Below are 18,942 nucleotides of genomic sequence, written 5' to 3'. Positions count from 1 at the left end.
TTCGTCCTTTAAAATTCTTACTTTTCTAATTGATAGCCAGGTGCAATAGCGAGGTTTTCTGCACCATATAATGTTTGTATATTCTGTAAATAAAGTTGATATTCTGGGCCTGAAAGTGAAGCACTTTCAGAACAATCCACATTCCACCGTCTTAATAGATAACCTGCCATTGCTGCACGAACGTTAACTTCTAACATGCCTTTTTCCATACCAAAATCGAGCTTTATAGCGGTTGGATGTTTAACGTTGTTTGGGTGCGGAATAATTTGTAACGGCACCATACGCATCCATTGATGATCTTCTAATTTATCTTCTTCAGGAGATGGAGTCTGTGCTTGAATTGTAACTTTAGTAATGCGAGTTAAAACGAAGTCTCTGAATAACTTTGATTTGCGATCATATGCTCTTAAATGCCAACGTAAGCCGTTATCTACTATTGAGTGAGGCACTAACTCTCTTGCACCCGAACCACTGCTTAAAGACGTATATATAACGCTAATAGGCTTTTGGTTGATTATTGCTTGAGATAGCTTAGCGATTATATCAATATCAGGTACGTTCAACGGGCTTGGTGATTCAATAGGAAATGAAGTATCACCAATCGAATCAAAGCCATCGCTAATGTTATTCGCTAACTTAATAAGCGTGCGGCGAGCATCATGTTTAAATATGGGCTTGAATTGCGTTGTGATGAAGTATTTTTTTTCTACGTTGTCATACGCCATATTCTCAGGGGCATTGTCTTTGTAGAACTTTAAATCTCGGGTTGCTGCGGCAAGGCCTAATTCGAAATGGCTGACTATTTCACTGCGAGTTACCATCCCAGTAAAATAGAGCTTAAAGTCGATATAAGCTAAGCGCTGCTTCTGTGCAAAACTAAATTCGTCCATTCGATAAAACTGATTCTATTGACATTTTCCATTCGAGTTGAAATAGTATGTCTCATTATGAGTTAGACAGCAAATAGATTTTATGCTTTAGTGTTGATATGGATCATCATTATTTAAAAGCTCGAATTTATGTGTCATAAAAACGCCAATTATTCATTAAAAAAACATACTAATGTAGCCGAACTTGAACATTTAAAAGCTGAGCATTTTGATATCTATCAGGAGTTGATGGAGCAGTTTAAATTGGATGATCGGGTGTGCAAAGAGTGGCTCACTAAACCTAAACCATTTTTGCAAGGTAAGTCACCGTTTGAACAGCTAACAATTAATGCTGATGAGGTGATGGATATGCTGATTCGCATGAGAACTGGGGATTTTTCATGAGGAATAGCCGCCAGTGAATATTCTATTTTTATGCACTGCTAATATACAACGCAGCAAAACAGCCGAAGAGCTGTTTCGTGCTGCTAATAATATTCACCAGAGCCTTAAAGAAGTTTTTTCTAATCCAGAGAACGTGTATGGCTTTATGAACATGCAAAACAGTAATCCATATTTTAATGGAAAAAACTACTTTATTGACCATAGCTACGGGGAACTTTGACTCTTTGAGTAAAGTATTGAAGCAAATTAAAAGCGTGGTAACAAGTTAAAAACTGGTTGTAATGGGGAGGGAGCTCCTGAGTATTTTAGTGTCCTGATTGCAGTCTGTTTGCCATTAATTACCCTGTAATGAGAAACGTTTATTAGTCTTTGCTTTTTTGGGGAAGAGGCTTCATTAATTGCTGCTCTGATAAGCCATGTAAGCTGCCATTGTAAATTAATCTATTTATGGCTTCTGCCATTAATTCGTTTTCATTTCTAAGTTGTTTAATTTGGCTTTTATGTCTCACAATTTGCTCGACAGCATCATTAATGCTTTTAGGTTTTGAAATTGATGATAAATTCTCATTGTGTTTGCGAATTATATTCTTTCTTGTTCCGTATGCATTTTTGATTGTATTTTTTTTGTTTAGGGCCTGTCTTGTTGGTATGTAATCTAATACGCTCTCAGCTTCTTCACAGATTTTTCCCCATGTTAGGTTTACATTTATCGGCCAGTTTCTAATTAACTCTACAATTTTACGTTCCTGCGCTTTAGTTATTGGACTACTCATCAATTTCCTTCCTCAATATGTCTAAACAAGCCACCACATTTTTACTATAATTAGCTTTGAGGCCACTGTTATCGACTAGCTTATATGGATTGTCGCCAATCTTCTCAGCGATGATGCGCTGCTGATGATTGAAGTCAGTGCCTTCTAGTTTAATAATGCTGCCACTCTCTGTGTCTGGAGCATCAATAATACCTAATAGTTCGGTTAGACGTTGATGCTTATCTTTGTGAGATTCATACCAACGGCTTGCAACCATCTCTCCAGCTTCAACCTTTGCTTTTGCAGCAATAAGGTTTTCGGTCAGTTTGTTGTACTCATCTTTTATCGCATCTGTTGTTTTTTTATGGCCTTTACACACTAATAGCTCACTACAATCCAAGCACTCAGCACTTTTTTGACAAGGTGTTAATGTGTAATCGTGTGAACATACGCCATAACGAGTATTGATCACTGGTCCCTTATCCATTATTGCAAACTCTTTTTCAGTGACGGGTTGTGAATATTGAGTTTCATCGGCTGTCGTAGTTGCGAACCTTTTTGCTTTATCTAATGGGTCTTGATGCATGTAGATACGAGATTGTGCTTGAGAGGCGCGTGTTGACCAAATACTGATTTCTTCTATGCCAAAACCAGCTTCTTGCGCTAAAGTATTTAAAAAATGACGACACTGATGAGACTTAAGGTTTAAGTGGCCGTATCCATGCTTTTGAAAGATACTCATGTTAACCGTTTTATTTTTTCGCTGTACTTGCCTATTAGTTACTCGTTGAGCGAAGTAATCTCGATTGAATGGCACAAGCAATAAAGGTGAAGTCGTATTACTACTTGATAGTTGCCGATATCGAAAACACAATAAAGACTCAGACATTTTAGGTGCTTTACCCTTGCCCTGGTCACTAGGAGATATTTGGTAAGGAAAATGAGGGTTTAGCTTCTCATGTTTAGGTAATATTACTTCATTCCATAAACGATTAAGAGTCCAACCTGTAAGGGAGTAACTACCTGATTCTTTACGAATAAAGTCCTCGCATGTTTTACGGTTTTTTCCCCCTAAGGCTTGAACTAGCTGCTCTATATTTAATACATCATTATCATCAATATCAGGACAATTCTCATGTCGGTAGAAGAGGGTTGGAGAATTCTCATAATGAAGTGCTAATGCTCTACCTTTTTCTGTAATTGCCTGCAATCGTACTACTGATTCTTGAGTATGATCAGCCATTGTCTTGGGCACTTCTTTGCGAACATATCTAGCATTTTTAGATACCCAGTAAGATATATAAAACTGAGGTGTTCCAAAGCTATCTTTTTCCGTTTTCAGTAAATTTTTTCTATACCATTTACCTTCGCTGATTCGTTGTGGAGCACTTAATAACAAGCAGGTGTGGCATGAGATATAAGTGTCTTCGTCATCCTGCTTGCCCAAGTAGCCATTTGCAAAAATTTCTGCCAATGCAAGCAAAGCGTCATCATTGGGCATTTTTGATTTCCGGTTTTTAGTACTTCGATTGCTTGAATTGCTGTTACTTGCATTTTTACCGTGAAAAGGGTGATCCCAAGTTTTGGTGGCATTAACGGTGATACCGAATTCTGAAATGTCATCTGCCACTCGTTTTAGTTCTGCGCCAATGCCTGTTCTGTCTTTCATTTTCTCTGTTATTAATAGATTAGCGGCTTCTGAAAAGTGACGAGGTGCAATTTTGGTGATATCAGTATCCCCAAGATTTCTCATCGATTTTTCAAGAAAAATTAAAGCAGCCATTGTCCTTGTAAATGTTTTTGTTTGCTTATTTTGCTGTGTATAGCGAAGATACGCTTTAGCAAAATCTAGAAAAGGCTTTGGTAAGCAGCTTTCAGGAAAAATTGGTTTTGTATGGTGCAAGCCTCTGTTTTCAAAATTATGGAAACGTACCTTTTTAAAATGTGTTGGCCACGAGTTATCATCCCAATTGAAACCTTCATTACTTGACCATAACTGAATTTTGTTTTTTGCTAACTCAATGAAATTATGTAAGTTTTGATATGAGGTTAACTCTGCTTGCGACCGAAAAATAAAAATATTACTCACTATCATTCTCCAGTTCTTTCTGGCGTTCCTCGCATCGAGTAATGACATTTCTCACTGCTGTAATTTCTTTATCTAAATTTAGTGGTGAAATCAGAATGCGCCCCTGACCTACGAGCGGTATATTACTTTCCTGTCGTTGCCTTTCAAGTAAGCGATCCAATACTTCTACATGCGGTCCATATACCCATGGTCTGAATTTAGAGCATCTATAACAAGGTATTGGTACTGATGCACCACAAAACCCATAATTACCACACCCGCCAACAGATAATTCATCTTTACCATCTAATTGCAGACGGTTTTTCTCATCTCCTTGAAGGGCGTCATCAATAGTGTCGACCAATGTGCCACGGAACGCTTGAGCTAACGGTGTCAAAAGCTGTCCCATACCATCTTCTAAAATTCGAGCTCGCTCTGCGGGATCGTCATAATATGCATCTAATGACTTACCCCAGCTGTGACCAAGCCAATACTGTAAAGCAATTCGAGGAATCCCCAACCTGGCTAACTGCTTTGCTCGTGTATAACGATACCGGTATGCGTTAACGATCAAAGGTCGATTGGTGCGATGCGAGATAATAGAAGTGCATCCACTTAATGTTCTATAAAGGGTGTGTTTTATTACCAGAGATGAAACATGTAAATATTCAGATCCTATGAAATCTAGAGAAGAGGATGAATATTGTTGAGCAGTTTGAACTTTCTTTTGAACATTCTCGTTATAGGCAGTCGTAAACAAGGGCAATAGCTCGATTTCCTCTGCCGTCAATTTACGTTGTAATATCTCCTCCCAATAACTAGTACTGTCCTGTATTTGTAGTTGACATAGAGCCCATAACTCATCACTTAATGGATGAACTTCTAATTTACTATCTCTAAAGCCTGTAGTTCCTTGTTCCTTAGCTCCAGGAAACTCTATTCGAATACCTGATACGCTTAAAGTTTCTCCATTACATTTAATATCTGCGATTTTTAATTGAGCCATTTGAATTGGTCTTCGAGAATATTGGGCAGTAAGTAGTTGGATTAAAGTGTTCTGCAATGAAACCCTGTTATGCTCATAATCGTCCCAGATAATTGAAACTAAATCATCATACTCTTGCTCCGTAAACCAGCCTTCTTCAGGGTTATCGGAACGTACCCTAGAACCAGAGGGGCGGTGTGTGCTAGATAAATTAAGTTTATTTAAATAATTAACTGTTTCCTCGTTAACACCGGTATAGCCGATTTTAAACCAACGATTTAGGAAGGGGCGCAAGAGTACCATATCGTTAACATTTGTCTCATGATACAGTGACAAGGTAGCAACAGTTATAGCAGTAGCTTTAGTGCTTTCGACAAATTTTTTAAATGCCCGAATTGCCATGCTTAATGTTGTTTTAGCTAGCGAACCAGAGGTGGAAATAGATATTATCGTTTGTTTAAATCCGGTCATAACATCAGTTGATAACGAATCATACAGCGCTTTAATACAAATCGAACCTGCACCGATAACTTTTAGATAATCGTCCGACCATTCAACGGGATAACTAGGTGGTTGAGTTGAAGTGGTCTTGTCAAACTCGTCTAAAAGCTGAAGTTCCACCTTGCTTATTGGTTGTTCTACTAAGTTTTTCAAGATGCTCTGGCCTCCAATGTTCGATTAGCTACTTGCAATCCAATTTCAAAGGCTTGTTCTTGGATACGTCTGCGATTATAAATTTTAGGCATCTCAGAACCTTCAACCCATCCCATCAAAAACTCACGTTGCTCTACTTCTTCTTTTTCTGTTAGCCCTTTCTTCTCCGCCTCTAGCGAAAAACGGTAATTCCAATCATGCCTTAACAAGTGTGGGTGTAGTTCAGTCAAATCGATAAATTTTTCTTTTAATGTATCTAGGGCAGAATAAAAACCACTCCTAGTAATTGCTTTTCCTTGTCTTTCGCCATTAAGATGGACAACCAAAAGCGGGGCCTTATCTGTAAACTCTACATTGTTTGTATCAGCACGCCACATAGCTAAATAATCAGATATTTTTTGGGCCAAAAGGGGGCTTATCGGTAAAGGTCGAATTAGAGTTTTAGCAACATCCTGAATTGTCTTGTCATCATCTTTGTCATCATGATAACTATCAACCCATAAAACATCAGGCTCACCACCATATCCGGGGCAAAAGTCTTTTAATCTCAAGCCCAATAATTCACCAAGTCGGATCCCAGTGTCATAAAGGATATGTAATGCTAATACATCTCTATAAAATGTAGAGGAGCATTTTTTCTTACCTATTAATTGCATAGGCTGTTCAAACAAGTTAAAAAGTGAAATTCTAGTACCTTCACTTAATTTTTTAGCTAGCGTTTTTTGTTGCTGCCTGGTTTTACTGGCCGTTTTATGTTTACGCGATACCAACATTGTTACCATTGAATTTATTGAAGATCCCACTATTGGTTGGTTGGCATCGGTTATAACCTCTTCGGCGTACCATTTTAGGTAATTGGCTACTATATTAAGTTTTGAATTAACTTTTAGTCCTACTATCATCTCGCCTGTTTTTGAGCTTTTCTTTCTCGCTAGAAAATCAACTAAATGATCTAGTTCATATGGCTTAAAAAATTTTTTTGACAATAGTCGTTGATGAATATCAATAGGATTTAACTCTGGGTCATCCTTGGTATACTCTTCCCATTCATAAAGTCCCTTTATGGCATGAAGATAATCTATTTGGGTATTATGTTCACATTTATTTCGAAGTTTCCTTGAACAATAAGCTGTAGGGTAAAATAATGGGAAACCTGTAAAAGGCAAACGATATAATAATGAGAACCGTTCTCCACTTTTTGCAATATAATGTTTAATTTTGAAGTTCATGGTTTACATTTTTACGGAGTTACATAGTTCACTATAGCTTGTTTACACTTAAATGCCACTTTTTTGTTCGTTAAAAACACAAAAGGTAGTATAATTGATAATAAAAAAGAGGTAACGCGATGAACAATTTACACAATAACGATGACAGGATAGTTATACTTGATACAGAAACCACAGGTATTAACCCACGAGAAGGGCATCGTATTGTTGAAATTGGTTGTGTAGAAATGATCAATCGACAACTAACTGGTCGAAATTACCATGTTTATGTCAAGCCAATGGCTCATGGCATGCAAATGGTGATGGAGCAAGAAGTTATCAATATTCATGGCTTGACTGACGACTTTTTGCGTGACAAACCGGTGTTTGAACAAATAGGTCAAGAATTTGTTGATTTTATTAAAGGTGCACGTTTAGTTATTCATAATGCTAAGTTTGATGTTGGTTTTATGGACCATGAGTTTTCAATGCTACCCGGTTTGCCTAAAACGGCCGATATTTGCAGTATTACCGATACCTTAAAAGTAGCTAAAGATGAATTTGGCTCGCCAAAAACTTTGGATTATTTAGCTCGTTTCTATAAAGTCGATAAATTAATTGATCGTACCTATCATGGGGCATTAATTGATGCTCAGTTGCTGGCGTTTGTTTATATTGAAATGACCCGTAAACAGGCAACGCTGAATTTACAATCAGGTGATAGCCAAGCGGAAGATGCTAATGCCATTCGCAGAGCCGATATAAACCGTCCTAAATTAAAGGTTTTAGCAGCAACGGCCGATGAACTCATAGCACACGAAAATCGTTTAGCTATTGTTGCTGAAAAAGGGGCTGAGCCGCTATGGAAAAAATAAAAGCGTCAAAGATAACGACAACAGTTAAGGTATGTAAAAAACAAACACTATTTAGCGTACATTTATTTAGCATAATAGCTGTGTTAGTAATCAGCTTACATATTAATGCTCAACAAATACCTGCTGAAATTGATTATTACGCTGGCGATAATATTACTAACCAAATTCCTTACTTTGACAACCGCTTTCGTATTGATGAGCAACTTGAAGAAATAACACTGTTATTTTATCGTCGCAGCGGTACTCAACCCGTTATTCTTGTGCGCCCAGATGGCTCAAAACTGAAAATAAATAATTTGCCTAAAGATAAAGTGCAATGGTTTGATGATCGCACTTACGACATGATCAAAATAAAATCACCCATGATTGGCCCATGGCAAGTGATAGGTGAGGTACAGCCTAATAGCAAAATTATGGTGATTTCGGAGATCCGATTAGAAGTGACACCATTACCTGATATTGTATTACAAGGGGAAACGTTAAAAATGGAAGGGCGGTTATTCAACGGTGATATTGCTATTGATAACCCTTTATTTAATGAAGTGTTAATACTCGATGTTGACTTTTTTAGTACCAACAATGCTGATTTTTATAACTTTGGTGCTGAGCCAATCAAGCTAACATCGTTTAGAGATGACGGTAGAGACTTGGATGAACATGCGAACGATAGCTTATTTACAGGAGAGTTTGAGTTAGACTTTGCACCGGGAGAATGGGAACCTATTTATATTATCAAAATGCCGATGGCAACCAGAGAACTTCGACAAACACCTATTGTAGTTCGGAAAAACCCCATCACAATATCGGTAGAAACAACTCAAGATGAAAATAGTGCTCATATTGTTACATTTGCTATCAATGACAGCTTTGTTAACGCGGACAGCATTTTAATTCAAGGTAAAGTCACATTTCCTGATAAACAAGTCGAGTCCTTTTCTGTGATGGAAGGCAAAGGCTTAAGTCGAACTTATGATATTGCCTATACTGAGCCAGGGGTGCATAGAATAAAAATAAACGTATTTGGTGAAACAACTAATGGTAGAGAGTTTAGAGCAACCGTACCTGAGTTTAGTTTTAATGTTGAGCGAGTAGGTGGGCCTTTAGTTCCTTCGCTCAATGGCGATAATAAATTAACATCAGGGTCAAAAAGTGCTCAAGCGATTGAAAATGCCGAAATGGCAGCCGAAAAGCTGAAACAAGAGTTAATGCAAGTAAAAATAGCACAAGAAGCAAAAATTGCCGAAAAGCAACAAGAAACCTTATGGTATATTATTGCTGGAAATACCTTAGTGATCATGATTGCTGTGCTGATGTTTATCGTAATGCGTGGTAAAAAACGTTAATAAAAGTAGTGTAATGGTATTTAATTTACCATTTTTGCTGTTAAAAACGTCGGATTGTTCATCAATTAGACATATAAACAAATGAATGAAAAAAACAGGTTGACGGCATCGAATCTTAACCGTATTATTCCCGCCGCATTCAACGAGTTGTGTTGAAAGCAGCGATTAATATGTGGAGTGGTAGTTCAGTTGGTTAGAATACCGGCCTGTCACGCCGGGGGTCGCGGGTTCGAGTCCCGTCCACTCCGCCAATTAATCCAAAGGTTGTAAGTCCTTTTAAAAATTTACAGAAGCAAGATGTGTGGAGTGGTAGTTCAGTTGGTTAGAATACCGGCCTGTCACGCCGGGGGTCGCGGGTTCGAGTCCCGTCCACTCCGCCAATTGTTTCAAAGGTTGTAAGTCCTTTTAAAAATTTATAGAAGCAAGATGTGTGGAGTGGTAGTTCAGTTGGTTAGAATACCGGCCTGTCACGCCGGGGGTCGCGGGTTCGAGTCCCGTCCACTCCGCCAATTGTTTCAAAGGTTGTAAGTCCTTTTAAAAATTTACAGAAGCAAGATGTGTGGAGTGGTAGTTCAGTTGGTTAGAATACCGGCCTGTCACGCCGGGGGTCGCGGGTTCGAGTCCCGTCCACTCCGCCAATTGTTTCAAAGGAACGAGTCCTTAAACTCAAAATAAATACGCGGAGTGGTAGTTCAGTTGGTTAGAATACCGGCCTGTCACGCCGGGGGTCGCGGGTTCGAGTCCCGTCCACTCCGCCAATTTATTTAAATATCAATATATTAAAATCAATCTAATTATATCCAATAATTTCTCTAGTTACCCTGTATTGAAAAATCAAACTTTTCTCTTTTTATCAAATAAATTAATTATATTGTCACATTAAGACTCAGAATATCGTTAGTCTCAAATTTATTTAATATCAGTTTACTCAAACCTAGCTAATATCATCAATAGTACGTTATCCATAATAGGTTACATATGAATCTCCAGTAAGTTACTCATAATAAATAACTTAGCGGGCTAGTAACCCCGTTAGCACCTTGTTGCAACACATGGGTGTAAATTTGTGTTGTTCTTACGTCACTATGTCCCAGCTGTGTTTGTACCGTTCTAATATCTGCGCCACTTTGTAATAAGTGTGTGGCAAAAGAATGACGAAAAGTATGCGGTGTTACGAGCTTATTAATACCCGCTTTTAACGTAGCTGACTTAATGGCCTTTCGTATACCTGAATGATCAAAGTGATGCCTTCTTATTTCTCCTGTTTCCGGGTCTGCGCTGAGTTGATAGGATGGAAATATAAATTGCCATTGCACGGACTTATTAGCCTTAGGGTATTTCTTGCTCAGCTTATGAGGCATCCAAACACCAGCATACATCTCATTTATTAAATCTAACTGTAAATATTCATCAACTTGACAAATTTGATTTCTCAATGCCGGTATTAACTCTTGCGCTAAGGTTACGATACGATGTTTGTTGCCTTTTCCATTCCAAATACGAATGCATTTATAATCGAAATCGATATCTTGAACACGTAATTTCACCGCTTCCATGAGACGCAGCCTACTGCCATATAATAAGCTAACAACTAAAAGATTACGCTTACTTAACTGTTGTATTATCTGTGATATTTCAGATTGTGTTAGCACGATAGGTAATTTTTTCTGCCGACTACTTTTTATAAAATTCAGATCTAAAGATAATTCACTCTGTAGTATGTGTTTATATAAGAAAACTAACGAATTAAGCGCAGTTGTCTGTGTTCGTGAGGCTACATTTTTAGTGATAACTAAATGATTCAAAAAGAGTTCAACTTCATTATTACCCATAGAAGCAGGGTGACGCTTATTATGAAAGTTAATGTATGCCGCGATCCAACCAATATAAGTTTCAATAGATTTTTTTGCATAATGATGACTGTGCGTAATATCATGAAGCCGATCGGTCAATACTATTCAAGCCGATCACTTTTTTGTCTGCCAGTAGACCTTAGTAAAATCTAACTTGAGTGATCGCCATCAGTCAAGGAATTTAGTTTTTTTCGCATCGATTCGCCTTTTAATTCCAACTTTATTGCTCCGTGAACAAGCCGATCTAGGATCGCATCAGCATGTGTCGATTCTCCGATCATTTCATACCAATTTTCTATCGGTAATTGGCTGGCAATTAAGGTCGATTTTGTGTCATATCTCGCATCAATTAATTCCAGTAAATCACTGCGTTGTTGAGCTGTTAATGGCTCTAATCCCCAATCATCTAGGATCAGTAAATTGGCAGAGCTAAGCTTGTTGATCAGTTTTCGATAACTACCATCGGCTTGCGCTAAGAACATCTTTTCTAATAGCTCTTTAAGCCTAAAATAATAAACGCTACTCCCTTGTTGGCAGTGGTTTTGACCAAGAGCACAAGCGAGGTAAGTTTTGCCACACCCCGTTGCTCCCGTGATCAAAATGTTTTGGTGAAGGCGTAGCCATTCACCTTGTGCTAATGAACGGATCTGAGTTTTATCTAGTTGTCGTGCTGCGCCATAGTTGAGTTGAGCAAGCGTACCGCCAACTCTGAACTTTGCTTGTCGAGTTAGGCGGTCAATTTTACGCTGATCACGCTGAGTTATTTCATGGTCAAGCAATAAGCTTAGTCGCTCTTCGAAGCTTTGTTCAACGTAGAGATTGGGTTGCTCATATTGCTGCAATAGTGCATCACGTATACCGCTTAGCTTTAAGTTACTTAACTGGTTATTGACTTGTTGATTGATATTTTGCATAAGATTTCCTTTGGTTTGTTAGTTTTGATTAATGGTAATAGTTGTTGCCGCGGATATTTTTATGATCAATATCTTGTAGTAAATCACCTTGAGCTTGTGGCAAGGGTTGCTTATCCAAGCCCTTTTCTAAAATGTTTTTTACTTGTTTTACGCGAGTAACACCTGTGGCTAATGCGCGATGACAGGCTGCTTCAAGACGTTGGTCAGTAAACTTCTTACCTAGGCTTAATAACCCCATACAAGCACGGTAGCTTTGCTCTGGATGCTTTTTAGCTTGCATCAATTGCATAACAAACTGCTCCGTTGAACCACCGAACTTAGCTGCCCAACGTTCGAACCGTTGTGGTGACCATTGCTGCTGCTTTTGATGAGCTATTGGCATATGTAGATCAAGCGTGGTGTGTGCACCTTCTCGGTGTGATCTTGGGTGAACGGCTACTTGAACACCCTGATGGTAAAGTGTCACCAGTTGACCTGTGGCATGGGCTTCAAGCTTTTGTTTGATCAAGGTATGAGGTACTGAGTAGTAGTGTTTTTCAACTTCGACATGATAATCAATATGCACGCTTACTTGTTTGACTAAGGTGTAACTGTAAGCCTGTGTGGGTAGTGGTTTGAGAGCAGGTTTATCAATGGATTCAAACTGACTGAGCCTTGAACCAGGGTGCTTCTTCATTTTCCGCTGGTTTAAGTCGACAAGCAGTTTTTGTATCTTTAGGTTTAATTGGCGCAAGCTAAAGAAGCTTTCATTGCGAAGCCGTGCCATTATCCAGCGTTCGACAATTTGCACACCCACTTCTGCTTTGGCTTTATCCTTGGGCTTATAAGGTCTAGCAGGCACAATGACCGTATCATAATGTGTCGCCAATTGTTGGTAGGTTGGATTTAAATCAGGCTCATATCGACAAGGTTTAGTTACCGCACTTTTTAAGTTGTCAGGGATTACCAGCTCTGGCACACCACCAAGAAACTCAAAACAGCGAGCATGACTCATCACCCAATCTTCTAGCTTTTGGCTATACGTTGCCTCCGCATACGTATAATTAGATGCGCCCATAACTGCGACAAACACTTGAGCTGTACGGTATTCACCTGTACTAGCATCAACAATATTCATAGTTGGGCCGCAGTAATCAACAAACAGTTTTTCACCTGCTTTATGGTTTTGTCGCATGGACGGTTTTTGACATTTAAGCCATGCCTTGTACTGTCGGCAGAAGTGGGTGTAACTGTAAAATCCTTCCTCGTGTCGCTCTTTGTATTCTTGCCAAAGCAGCAATAGCGTCATGGTTTTGGGTCGCAGCTCCTGCTGAACTAACAACCAGTCAGGAATACTAAAGCCTTTTAGTCGGGGCTTTGTTTTGAAGAATGCTCGTTGCAGAGAATGATCATCCCATTTTTCATCAAGCGGCCAGCAAGTGATACCTAACTCTGCTGATTTACAGGCATATTTAGAAACAATTGAAGGTGAAATAGATAAGCTGTTTGCTATCTTTCGATGACTGAGTTTACAGTCGTATTTTAGTCTTAAAATCTCTTTAAGTTTACGCATTGAAATAGGTGCCGTTGGCATGGTTATTCTCATCATCAAAAATGAAAAGAATAACGGTTAGAAACACCTACTGGATAGACAAAAATGAGTATAAATTGAACGATACCATTCAAGCCGATCACTCAATACCATTTTGACCAAAAAGTGATCTGCATCGATGGTATTGAGTGATCGCGATGGATAGTATTAAGTGATCGGCTTAGATGGTATTAGGTGATCGCGATGCATGAGAATATGCAGACTGTACATATACTCGACAACACTATTAAGAAAAGGTGATTTTGTTTTCATATTATTTACCCTTGAATGCTGTTTTTATATACAGTATTGCTGGGTTTCCTCCCAAGTCAAGAAATGGGAAAGTTTCTTCATTTCATACGATGATAAATTAATAACCAGAACTACAGACAATGTGTAGTAATAGCTGCAAAGATTTGTTATTAATAGGTTAAATAAATAAGGTGGAAACTTTCTGGTAGGAAAAGAGGAAAGTGTCCTCTGATAAAGTTGTTATGTTTACAAGGAGTATTCCAATGAATATGGAAAAATTAATTGAGTTATTAATGCCATGGTTACAAGTTGATACTTGGCATACATATCATCCTTGTGATGATGAACGCTACCATTCGGCATTAAAAAATGTATTTTCTACTCTAGGTACTCAACTAGATGGTGAGCACTTCTCTGAAGCGATTACTGTTGTAGTTGATGATTTATACCCAAACTATGAAGTAAGTTACAAAGAAGATTTAATCGAAAAATTTGCAATACGCTCTGAGCATATTGCAAATTACTTACACGATACAAAGTAAACATAATAAATAAAGGATAGGTTGCGCGCAGCCGCAACTTAATCCTGTTGTTGAACAAGCCCGGTGTTGGTGCGTACTCTTTATAAGTAAATAAATAAAACTAAGATGGGTTGTCTGTTGGCGGTGCCTCTAAGCGGTGATTTTCAGGCCAAGCGCAGCTACTATCACTAAACAGAGTTTGGTAATATAGTAAATAATTAGCAAGATAATTAGCAAGACATATATGGACGCTTCCTTGATGTCAACCCAAGTGAATACGAAAACATAACAAAACGGGCTTATGTTTTTGATTACTGAGCATTACTCTTTTCATACTTTTGTTCATGATGACAGGCGCTTTCGCTTGCTTAAAGCAAACTGTACTGACATATATTCGAGCTATGGTTTGTTATCCATGCTCCAGATAAGTTGCGAACTAGAAATACCTTAAAACATTGTTCACCCAAACGTGATAGATACACTTGTCCTCTCACAGGCTTTGTTCTAGTTGGCTAGTGCCTTTTTTTCATCTTATCAACAACAGTCTTGAAAAGTTTTCTGGATAAATTAAGTCCCCTCTAGCAGCCTAAACACCCACACAGACTCATGGCCTTTGTCCTGCACAGGCTTACTAGAGGGTAAAACGGGTCGTCAATCATGTGATTACCTTAACCGGTTGAGGCGTGTAATGGCATTGCTTTTGTAACAATGTCCACATGATGCGTGCTAACTTGTGCGCAGTGGCAACCGCGGTACAATTGAACGGTTTTCGTGCACTTAACTGGGTTATCCACACACTCAATGCATCGTGTTTCTTTCTGGCATGAACGATGATGGCACGCGCACCATGGATAAGCTGTTTACGCAGGTATTGGTCTCCACGTTTACTGATGCCGCCCATCACGCTTTTATTGCCTGAGGCAAATTGTTTGGGTGTAATGCCTAGCCAAACAGCAAAGTCGCGTGCACTGGTGAAGGCTTGTCCACTGCCTATTGAGGCAATAAAGGCAGAAGCATTGAGGTAACCAATGCCAGGGATACTCAATAGTATTTGCCCTAATGAATTGGCTTCAATGTCAGTTTTTAATTGTTTTTCAATCGCTTTAATACGTAGGTTTAAGGTTTTGAATTCTTGATAAACATCGTTAACTAGCCACTGAACTGATACCGATAACGTGGTATCAAGTGATAATGCTTGCATACTTTCATTAAAAGCAGGTATGCCTAACGGGAAAACAAGGCCAATGTCAGCTAATAAACCACGTAGTTGATTAGTGACCGCTGTACGTGTTTTTAAGTAACCTTTCTCGCAAGCGATGTAGCATTAACGTTTCTTGCTGAGTTTGGGTTTTGATGGGGACAAACCGAATGAAAGGTCGCCTACTTGCTTCGAATATGGCCAGTGTATCGTTACTGTCATTCTTGTTTCCTCGCACAAAAGGTGTCACGTGTTGCGCAGGAATTAAGTGCACAGTGTGACCGATGGATTCAAACAACCGGCCCCAATAATGAGAAGAATAACAGGCCTCCATCACAACACGACATGGGGGTTGCATTTGCATAAAATGCTTCAGTTGAGCGCGGTTCAAGCGCTTATTAAAAACGCCTTTATTAGCCTCAGTAAACCCCATGAGTTGAAAAACGTTTTTTGCTAAATCAATTGATATTGTGCTAACTTTCATGACGGACGTTCCTTAAATTAACTGATTGTTTTTAACCAGTTTGGCGCATTGACGCCGTAATTGGGAGCGTCCATCACATCATCCACTCTAATAGAAAACTTTCCCCTGTTGAACTATGGTTAAATAATCACCCTTTAGTTCATTTGAGGTTCGCATGGCTGTTGCAAGAAAAAGACAAGTCAGTTTAATCGATACACCTTATTATCACTGCATTTCACGCTGTGTTCGTCGGGCTTTTTTATGCGGTGAAGATAAAGCTACGGGTCAAAGTTTTGAACACCGACGGGCTTGGGTTGAGGATAAGTTGTTATTCTTAGGCTCAGTGTTTGCCATTGATGTGTGCGCTTATGCGGTGATGAGCAATCACAGTCATTTGGTGCTTTATGTGGATGAAGATAAAGGGCAGTCTTGGTCAACGTTTGAGGTGATTAATCGTTGGCATCAATTGTTCAAAGGCACCTTGTTAACCCAGCAATATGTGCGTGGTGATGAACTTATCGAGCCATTAAAAACGATAGTTGAACAAACCGCCGAAGTGTATCGACAGCGATTAACGGATATCAGTTGGTTTATGCGCCTACTTAACGAAGGTATCGCACGAAAAGCGAATGTGGAAGATAATTGCACGGGTCGTTTTTGGGAAGGGCGCTTTAAATCACAAGCTTTACTTGATGACGCCGCTATTATTGCCTGTATGGCCTATGTAGATTTAAATCCCGTTAGAGCTAAAATAGCAGCCACCCCAGAAAAATCCGCCTATACCAGTATTCGACGACGTATTAAAGCGGCGATAAAAGGTACACAACCTTACAACCTTTTACATTTTGTAGGTAATGCACATAAAGATAAAACGAAAGGGCTTATCTTTAATCTTAATGATTATATCGAGCTGATTGAAGTCACTGGCCGATGTATTCGTGCAGATAAGTGTGGATATATAGAAGATGTTCAACCAGATATATTGACACGATTGAATATCAGTGCTGAAAACTGGTTAATATTGACCACACAATTTACCAAAAGCTTTCATGGTGCTGTGGGTCATGCTGATGTGCTGAATGATTTTTGTCAGCATCAAGCACTTAGTCGGCGAACGACACTCTCTGCTTGTAATAAATTACTCGCCTAGCTTCTATTTACTTATATTCAGACTTGATTTAAGCCTTGAGTTAAGACTTAAATTGAAGCAACTAAGCCCCCATTTTAATATTAGCTAATGGCTAACACTCCATTACGCCTTAAGTTCAATAAAAATACGTTTGTAGCGAATTTTTAAAAGCATAGATACAATATTTCTTCAATTCAGCCCTGAATTTGGATAATAAGCTCCTAGGTATATTTAATTTTACTTGGTATTATCTTTGATAATTAACAGTGGCTGTCTTAGTTGATTTGTTGATTTGTTGATTTTTAGTTGATTTTTTAGTTGATTTTGCATTTTCAGCAATCGAGAAGTCTATTATAAATTCAGATGGTAGTGTTAATGATGGTTATTTCTATAGTGAAGTACCTACAGGCGGGTATAATTATTCTATTCAATCTTCAGGTGGAAGGCGTTGTGAGGTTTGGATGTGGGCTACCAGAGTTAATGGTGAAGTATCAAGTATTACTTTCTCGTGTATATCGGGGTTATTATGAAAAAAATATTTATTTCTTTTTTTTGTGGGGTTATTTTAACTTCTTGTGTAGCGTACATATTGATGGCTAAGTTATTATTTTCTTTTACACAGGAGCAGGCTTTAATTACTTTAGGTAAACTTAGCTCGTATGAAAATGGGTATAAGGAAACATTGATTCAAAAGAGATTGTCCGCTAATTATGCTATTGAACAAGTAAAAAATCTGACTAAAGACCCTTTTATTTTTTGCGATGAGAATACGTTAAATATAATTGCAAAAGCTAAGGTTCTTAAGCTCAATCAAAATTTAATACCTAGTTGCTTATAACAAACTATTAGCCTTGGTTCTGAAGCTTTATTATCTGAAAGCATAAATAAGCAGATAACAAGTGCAATCAACGGATAAATTTACGCTGGCTTTTCGCTTCGCTCAATTATAGCCAACTCAATTTACCGTCGTTGCAAAGCGTTGAGGCTGTAGAATAACTAATTTAGCCAAAACAGCTGGTTTTTTGTGCTCCTAAATCGCACTGTAGAGAATTAACTCGATATAGGTAATGCATTTAGTAACCCTATTTTATGGGGGAATTCATAATAAACGAGTAATTCTACAGTCTCGTTATGTTTTTAGGGAGGTTGGTTGAATATTTTCCAAAAATTTATCATTGGTGAAAGCACAATAGTTATTTCTATTTTTTTGTACACTAACCAATATTTACATGCAGCACTGCATCTAGGTTTAACTATATATTTAGTGAATAAACTTAAAGGTGTTAAAACGGAATTTAGTAAGGAGCAATAACTCATGGAATTATTAGGTTTATTATTTCTAATTTCTATAATCATTACACAATTTGTAGAAGGGTTTGTAGTGGTTAATATAGTGCAATTTTTCAGAGGTAAAAAAACGCCTCTAGAGTCAATTACTGAAAAATATCAGGCATCAAAACATAATCGGTTAGCCGGAGGTCTCTAACCGATAGTGGCAGAGCCTGTCGGCAATAAAGACCGGCCTCGATTATTCACGTGCGAGAGTTTTCATTTTTACCCCACAACCAATACCTGTGTTTGTTCAGCGGGCAAAACCCTTTAGCGACAAGGTACAATTATCACCGATGGTAAAAGCTATAGCCGCTTTACTGGCTATTTAAAAGATTGTCGCGTTTGTCCCTTACAAAAACAATGTATGCGAAAGGCACCAAAAGCAACGGGCCGGCAAGTACAGTTCTTAGCAACTAAGGTGCAACATATTAGTCATAGCGAGCAAATAAAGATAAAAATAGACAGTTCAATTGGGCGACGGTAATACAGTAAAAGGTTAGGTGCAATAGAGCCGGTATTTGGTAATATCACCATTAATAAAGGCATGAATA

The 18,942-nt window shown here is 38.4% G+C and carries 17 protein-coding genes, 5 tRNA genes and 1 pseudogene; 14 read left to right on the top strand and 9 right to left on the bottom strand.

Annotated features, from left to right (window positions below):
• Positions 1-17: 17 nt before the first annotated feature.
• Positions 18-890, bottom strand: a complete 873-nt coding sequence (locus FGD67_RS04155; RefSeq protein WP_257173820.1) for a WYL domain-containing protein — start codon at positions 888-890, stop codon at positions 18-20.
• A 129-nt stretch (positions 891-1,019) separates the two neighbouring features.
• Here FGD67_RS04155 and FGD67_RS04150 point away from each other — a divergent pair, with 129 nt between their 5' ends.
• Both FGD67_RS04150 and FGD67_RS04145 read left to right on the top strand, forming a co-directional pair.
• A complete protein-coding gene (locus tag FGD67_RS04150; RefSeq protein WP_257173819.1) occupies positions 1,020-1,274 on the top strand; it encodes an MbcA/ParS/Xre antitoxin family protein in 255 nt (84 codons plus the stop codon).
• A 13-nt stretch (positions 1,275-1,287) separates the two neighbouring features.
• Positions 1,288-1,494 carry a hypothetical protein gene (locus tag FGD67_RS04145; protein ID WP_257173818.1) on the top strand — a complete coding sequence of 69 codons (207 nt, stop codon included), beginning with the start codon at positions 1,288-1,290 and terminating at the stop codon, positions 1,492-1,494.
• Between the two features lie 142 nt (positions 1,495-1,636).
• Here the strand turns inward: FGD67_RS04145 and FGD67_RS04140 are convergent, their stop codons facing one another.
• Genes FGD67_RS04140 through FGD67_RS04125 form a run of 4 tightly spaced genes read right to left on the bottom strand, consistent with a single transcriptional unit; the run spans position 1,637 to position 6,962 of the window.
• Entirely contained in the window at positions 1,637-2,047 is a 411-nt protein-coding gene (locus FGD67_RS04140; RefSeq protein WP_257173817.1) for a hypothetical protein, read from the bottom strand.
• Positions 2,040-4,115 (bottom strand): hypothetical protein, encoded by a 2,076-nt coding sequence (locus FGD67_RS04135; protein ID WP_257173816.1) that lies wholly within the window; start codon positions 4,113-4,115, stop codon positions 2,040-2,042. The genes FGD67_RS04140 and FGD67_RS04135 overlap by 8 nt, the downstream gene beginning before the upstream one ends.
• Positions 4,108-5,733, bottom strand: coding sequence for a hypothetical protein (locus tag FGD67_RS04130; protein WP_257173815.1), 1,626 nt, complete (start codon positions 5,731-5,733; stop codon positions 4,108-4,110). The genes FGD67_RS04135 and FGD67_RS04130 overlap by 8 nt, the downstream gene beginning before the upstream one ends.
• Entirely contained in the window at positions 5,730-6,962 is a 1,233-nt protein-coding gene (locus FGD67_RS04125; RefSeq protein WP_257173814.1) for a tyrosine-type recombinase/integrase, read from the bottom strand. Before FGD67_RS04125 ends, FGD67_RS04130 begins: the two co-directional genes overlap by 4 nt.
• Before the next feature lie 119 nt (positions 6,963-7,081).
• Here FGD67_RS04125 and dnaQ point away from each other — a divergent pair, with 119 nt between their 5' ends.
• From dnaQ to FGD67_RS04090, 7 genes are all read left to right on the top strand, one after another.
• Positions 7,082-7,816 carry a DNA polymerase III subunit epsilon gene (gene dnaQ, locus FGD67_RS04120; protein ID WP_257173813.1) on the top strand — a complete coding sequence of 245 codons (735 nt, stop codon included), beginning with the start codon at positions 7,082-7,084 and terminating at the stop codon, positions 7,814-7,816.
• Positions 7,804-9,159 (top strand): TIGR03503 family protein, encoded by a 1,356-nt coding sequence (locus FGD67_RS04115; protein ID WP_257173812.1) that lies wholly within the window; start codon positions 7,804-7,806, stop codon positions 9,157-9,159. The genes dnaQ and FGD67_RS04115 overlap by 13 nt, the downstream gene beginning before the upstream one ends.
• A 174-nt stretch (positions 9,160-9,333) precedes the next feature.
• A tRNA-Asp gene (locus FGD67_RS04110) sits at positions 9,334-9,410 on the top strand.
• A gap of 52 nt (positions 9,411-9,462) precedes the next feature.
• Positions 9,463-9,539: transfer RNA gene (locus FGD67_RS04105), tRNA-Asp, on the top strand.
• A 52-nt stretch (positions 9,540-9,591) separates the two neighbouring features.
• Positions 9,592-9,668, top strand: a tRNA-Asp gene (locus FGD67_RS04100).
• A gap of 52 nt (positions 9,669-9,720) precedes the next feature.
• A tRNA-Asp gene (locus FGD67_RS04095) sits at positions 9,721-9,797 on the top strand.
• 43 nt (positions 9,798-9,840) lie between these two features.
• Positions 9,841-9,917, top strand: a tRNA-Asp gene (locus tag FGD67_RS04090).
• Between the two features lie 240 nt (positions 9,918-10,157).
• Here the strand turns inward: FGD67_RS04090 and FGD67_RS04085 are convergent.
• The 3 genes from FGD67_RS04085 to istA are packed head-to-tail and all read right to left on the bottom strand — an operon-like array spanning position 10,158 to position 13,499.
• Entirely contained in the window at positions 10,158-11,111 is a 954-nt protein-coding gene (locus tag FGD67_RS04085) for an integron integrase (RefSeq protein ID WP_257173811.1), read from the bottom strand.
• Between the two features lie 50 nt (positions 11,112-11,161).
• A complete protein-coding gene (gene istB / locus FGD67_RS04080) occupies positions 11,162-11,926 on the bottom strand; it encodes an IS21-like element ISShfr5 family helper ATPase IstB (protein ID WP_257172029.1) in 765 nt (254 codons plus the stop codon).
• 28 nt (positions 11,927-11,954) lie between these two features.
• Positions 11,955-13,499 (bottom strand): IS21 family transposase, encoded by a 1,545-nt coding sequence (gene istA / locus FGD67_RS04075; protein ID WP_257173761.1) that lies wholly within the window; start codon positions 13,497-13,499, stop codon positions 11,955-11,957.
• A gap of 512 nt (positions 13,500-14,011) precedes the next feature.
• Here istA and FGD67_RS04070 point away from each other — a divergent pair.
• Positions 14,012-14,290: a hypothetical protein gene (locus tag FGD67_RS04070; protein WP_257173810.1), complete on the top strand. Its 279-nt coding sequence runs from the start codon at positions 14,012-14,014 to the stop codon at positions 14,288-14,290.
• A gap of 634 nt (positions 14,291-14,924) precedes the next feature.
• Here the strand turns inward: FGD67_RS04070 and FGD67_RS04065 are convergent.
• A pseudogene (locus FGD67_RS04065) lies at positions 14,925-15,951 on the bottom strand (IS110 family transposase).
• Between the two features lie 154 nt (positions 15,952-16,105).
• Between FGD67_RS04065 and FGD67_RS04060 the strand changes: the two are divergent.
• The 4 genes from FGD67_RS04060 to FGD67_RS04045 all read left to right on the top strand — a co-directional run bounded on the left by FGD67_RS04060 (position 16,106) and on the right by FGD67_RS04045 (position 18,875).
• Positions 16,106-17,080: a transposase gene (locus FGD67_RS04060; RefSeq protein ID WP_257173809.1), complete on the top strand. Its 975-nt coding sequence runs from the start codon at positions 16,106-16,108 to the stop codon at positions 17,078-17,080.
• A gap of 505 nt (positions 17,081-17,585) precedes the next feature.
• Positions 17,586-17,897, top strand: coding sequence for a hypothetical protein (locus FGD67_RS04055; RefSeq protein WP_257173808.1), 312 nt, complete (start codon positions 17,586-17,588; stop codon positions 17,895-17,897).
• A gap of 477 nt (positions 17,898-18,374) precedes the next feature.
• Positions 18,375-18,545, top strand: a complete 171-nt coding sequence (locus FGD67_RS04050; protein ID WP_257173807.1) for a hypothetical protein — start codon at positions 18,375-18,377, stop codon at positions 18,543-18,545.
• 129 nt (positions 18,546-18,674) lie between these two features.
• Entirely contained in the window at positions 18,675-18,875 is a 201-nt protein-coding gene (locus FGD67_RS04045) for a transposase (protein ID WP_306556797.1), read from the top strand.
• The last annotated feature ends 67 nt before the right edge of the window (positions 18,876-18,942 follow it).

Origin of the sequence: Colwellia sp. M166 (assembly GCF_024585285.1) — a bacterium.
Classification (GTDB): Bacteria; Pseudomonadota; Gammaproteobacteria; order Enterobacterales; family Alteromonadaceae; genus Cognaticolwellia.
The sequence above is the reverse complement of the archived record's forward strand: the minus strand, read 5'-3'. Positions and strand labels throughout refer to the sequence as shown.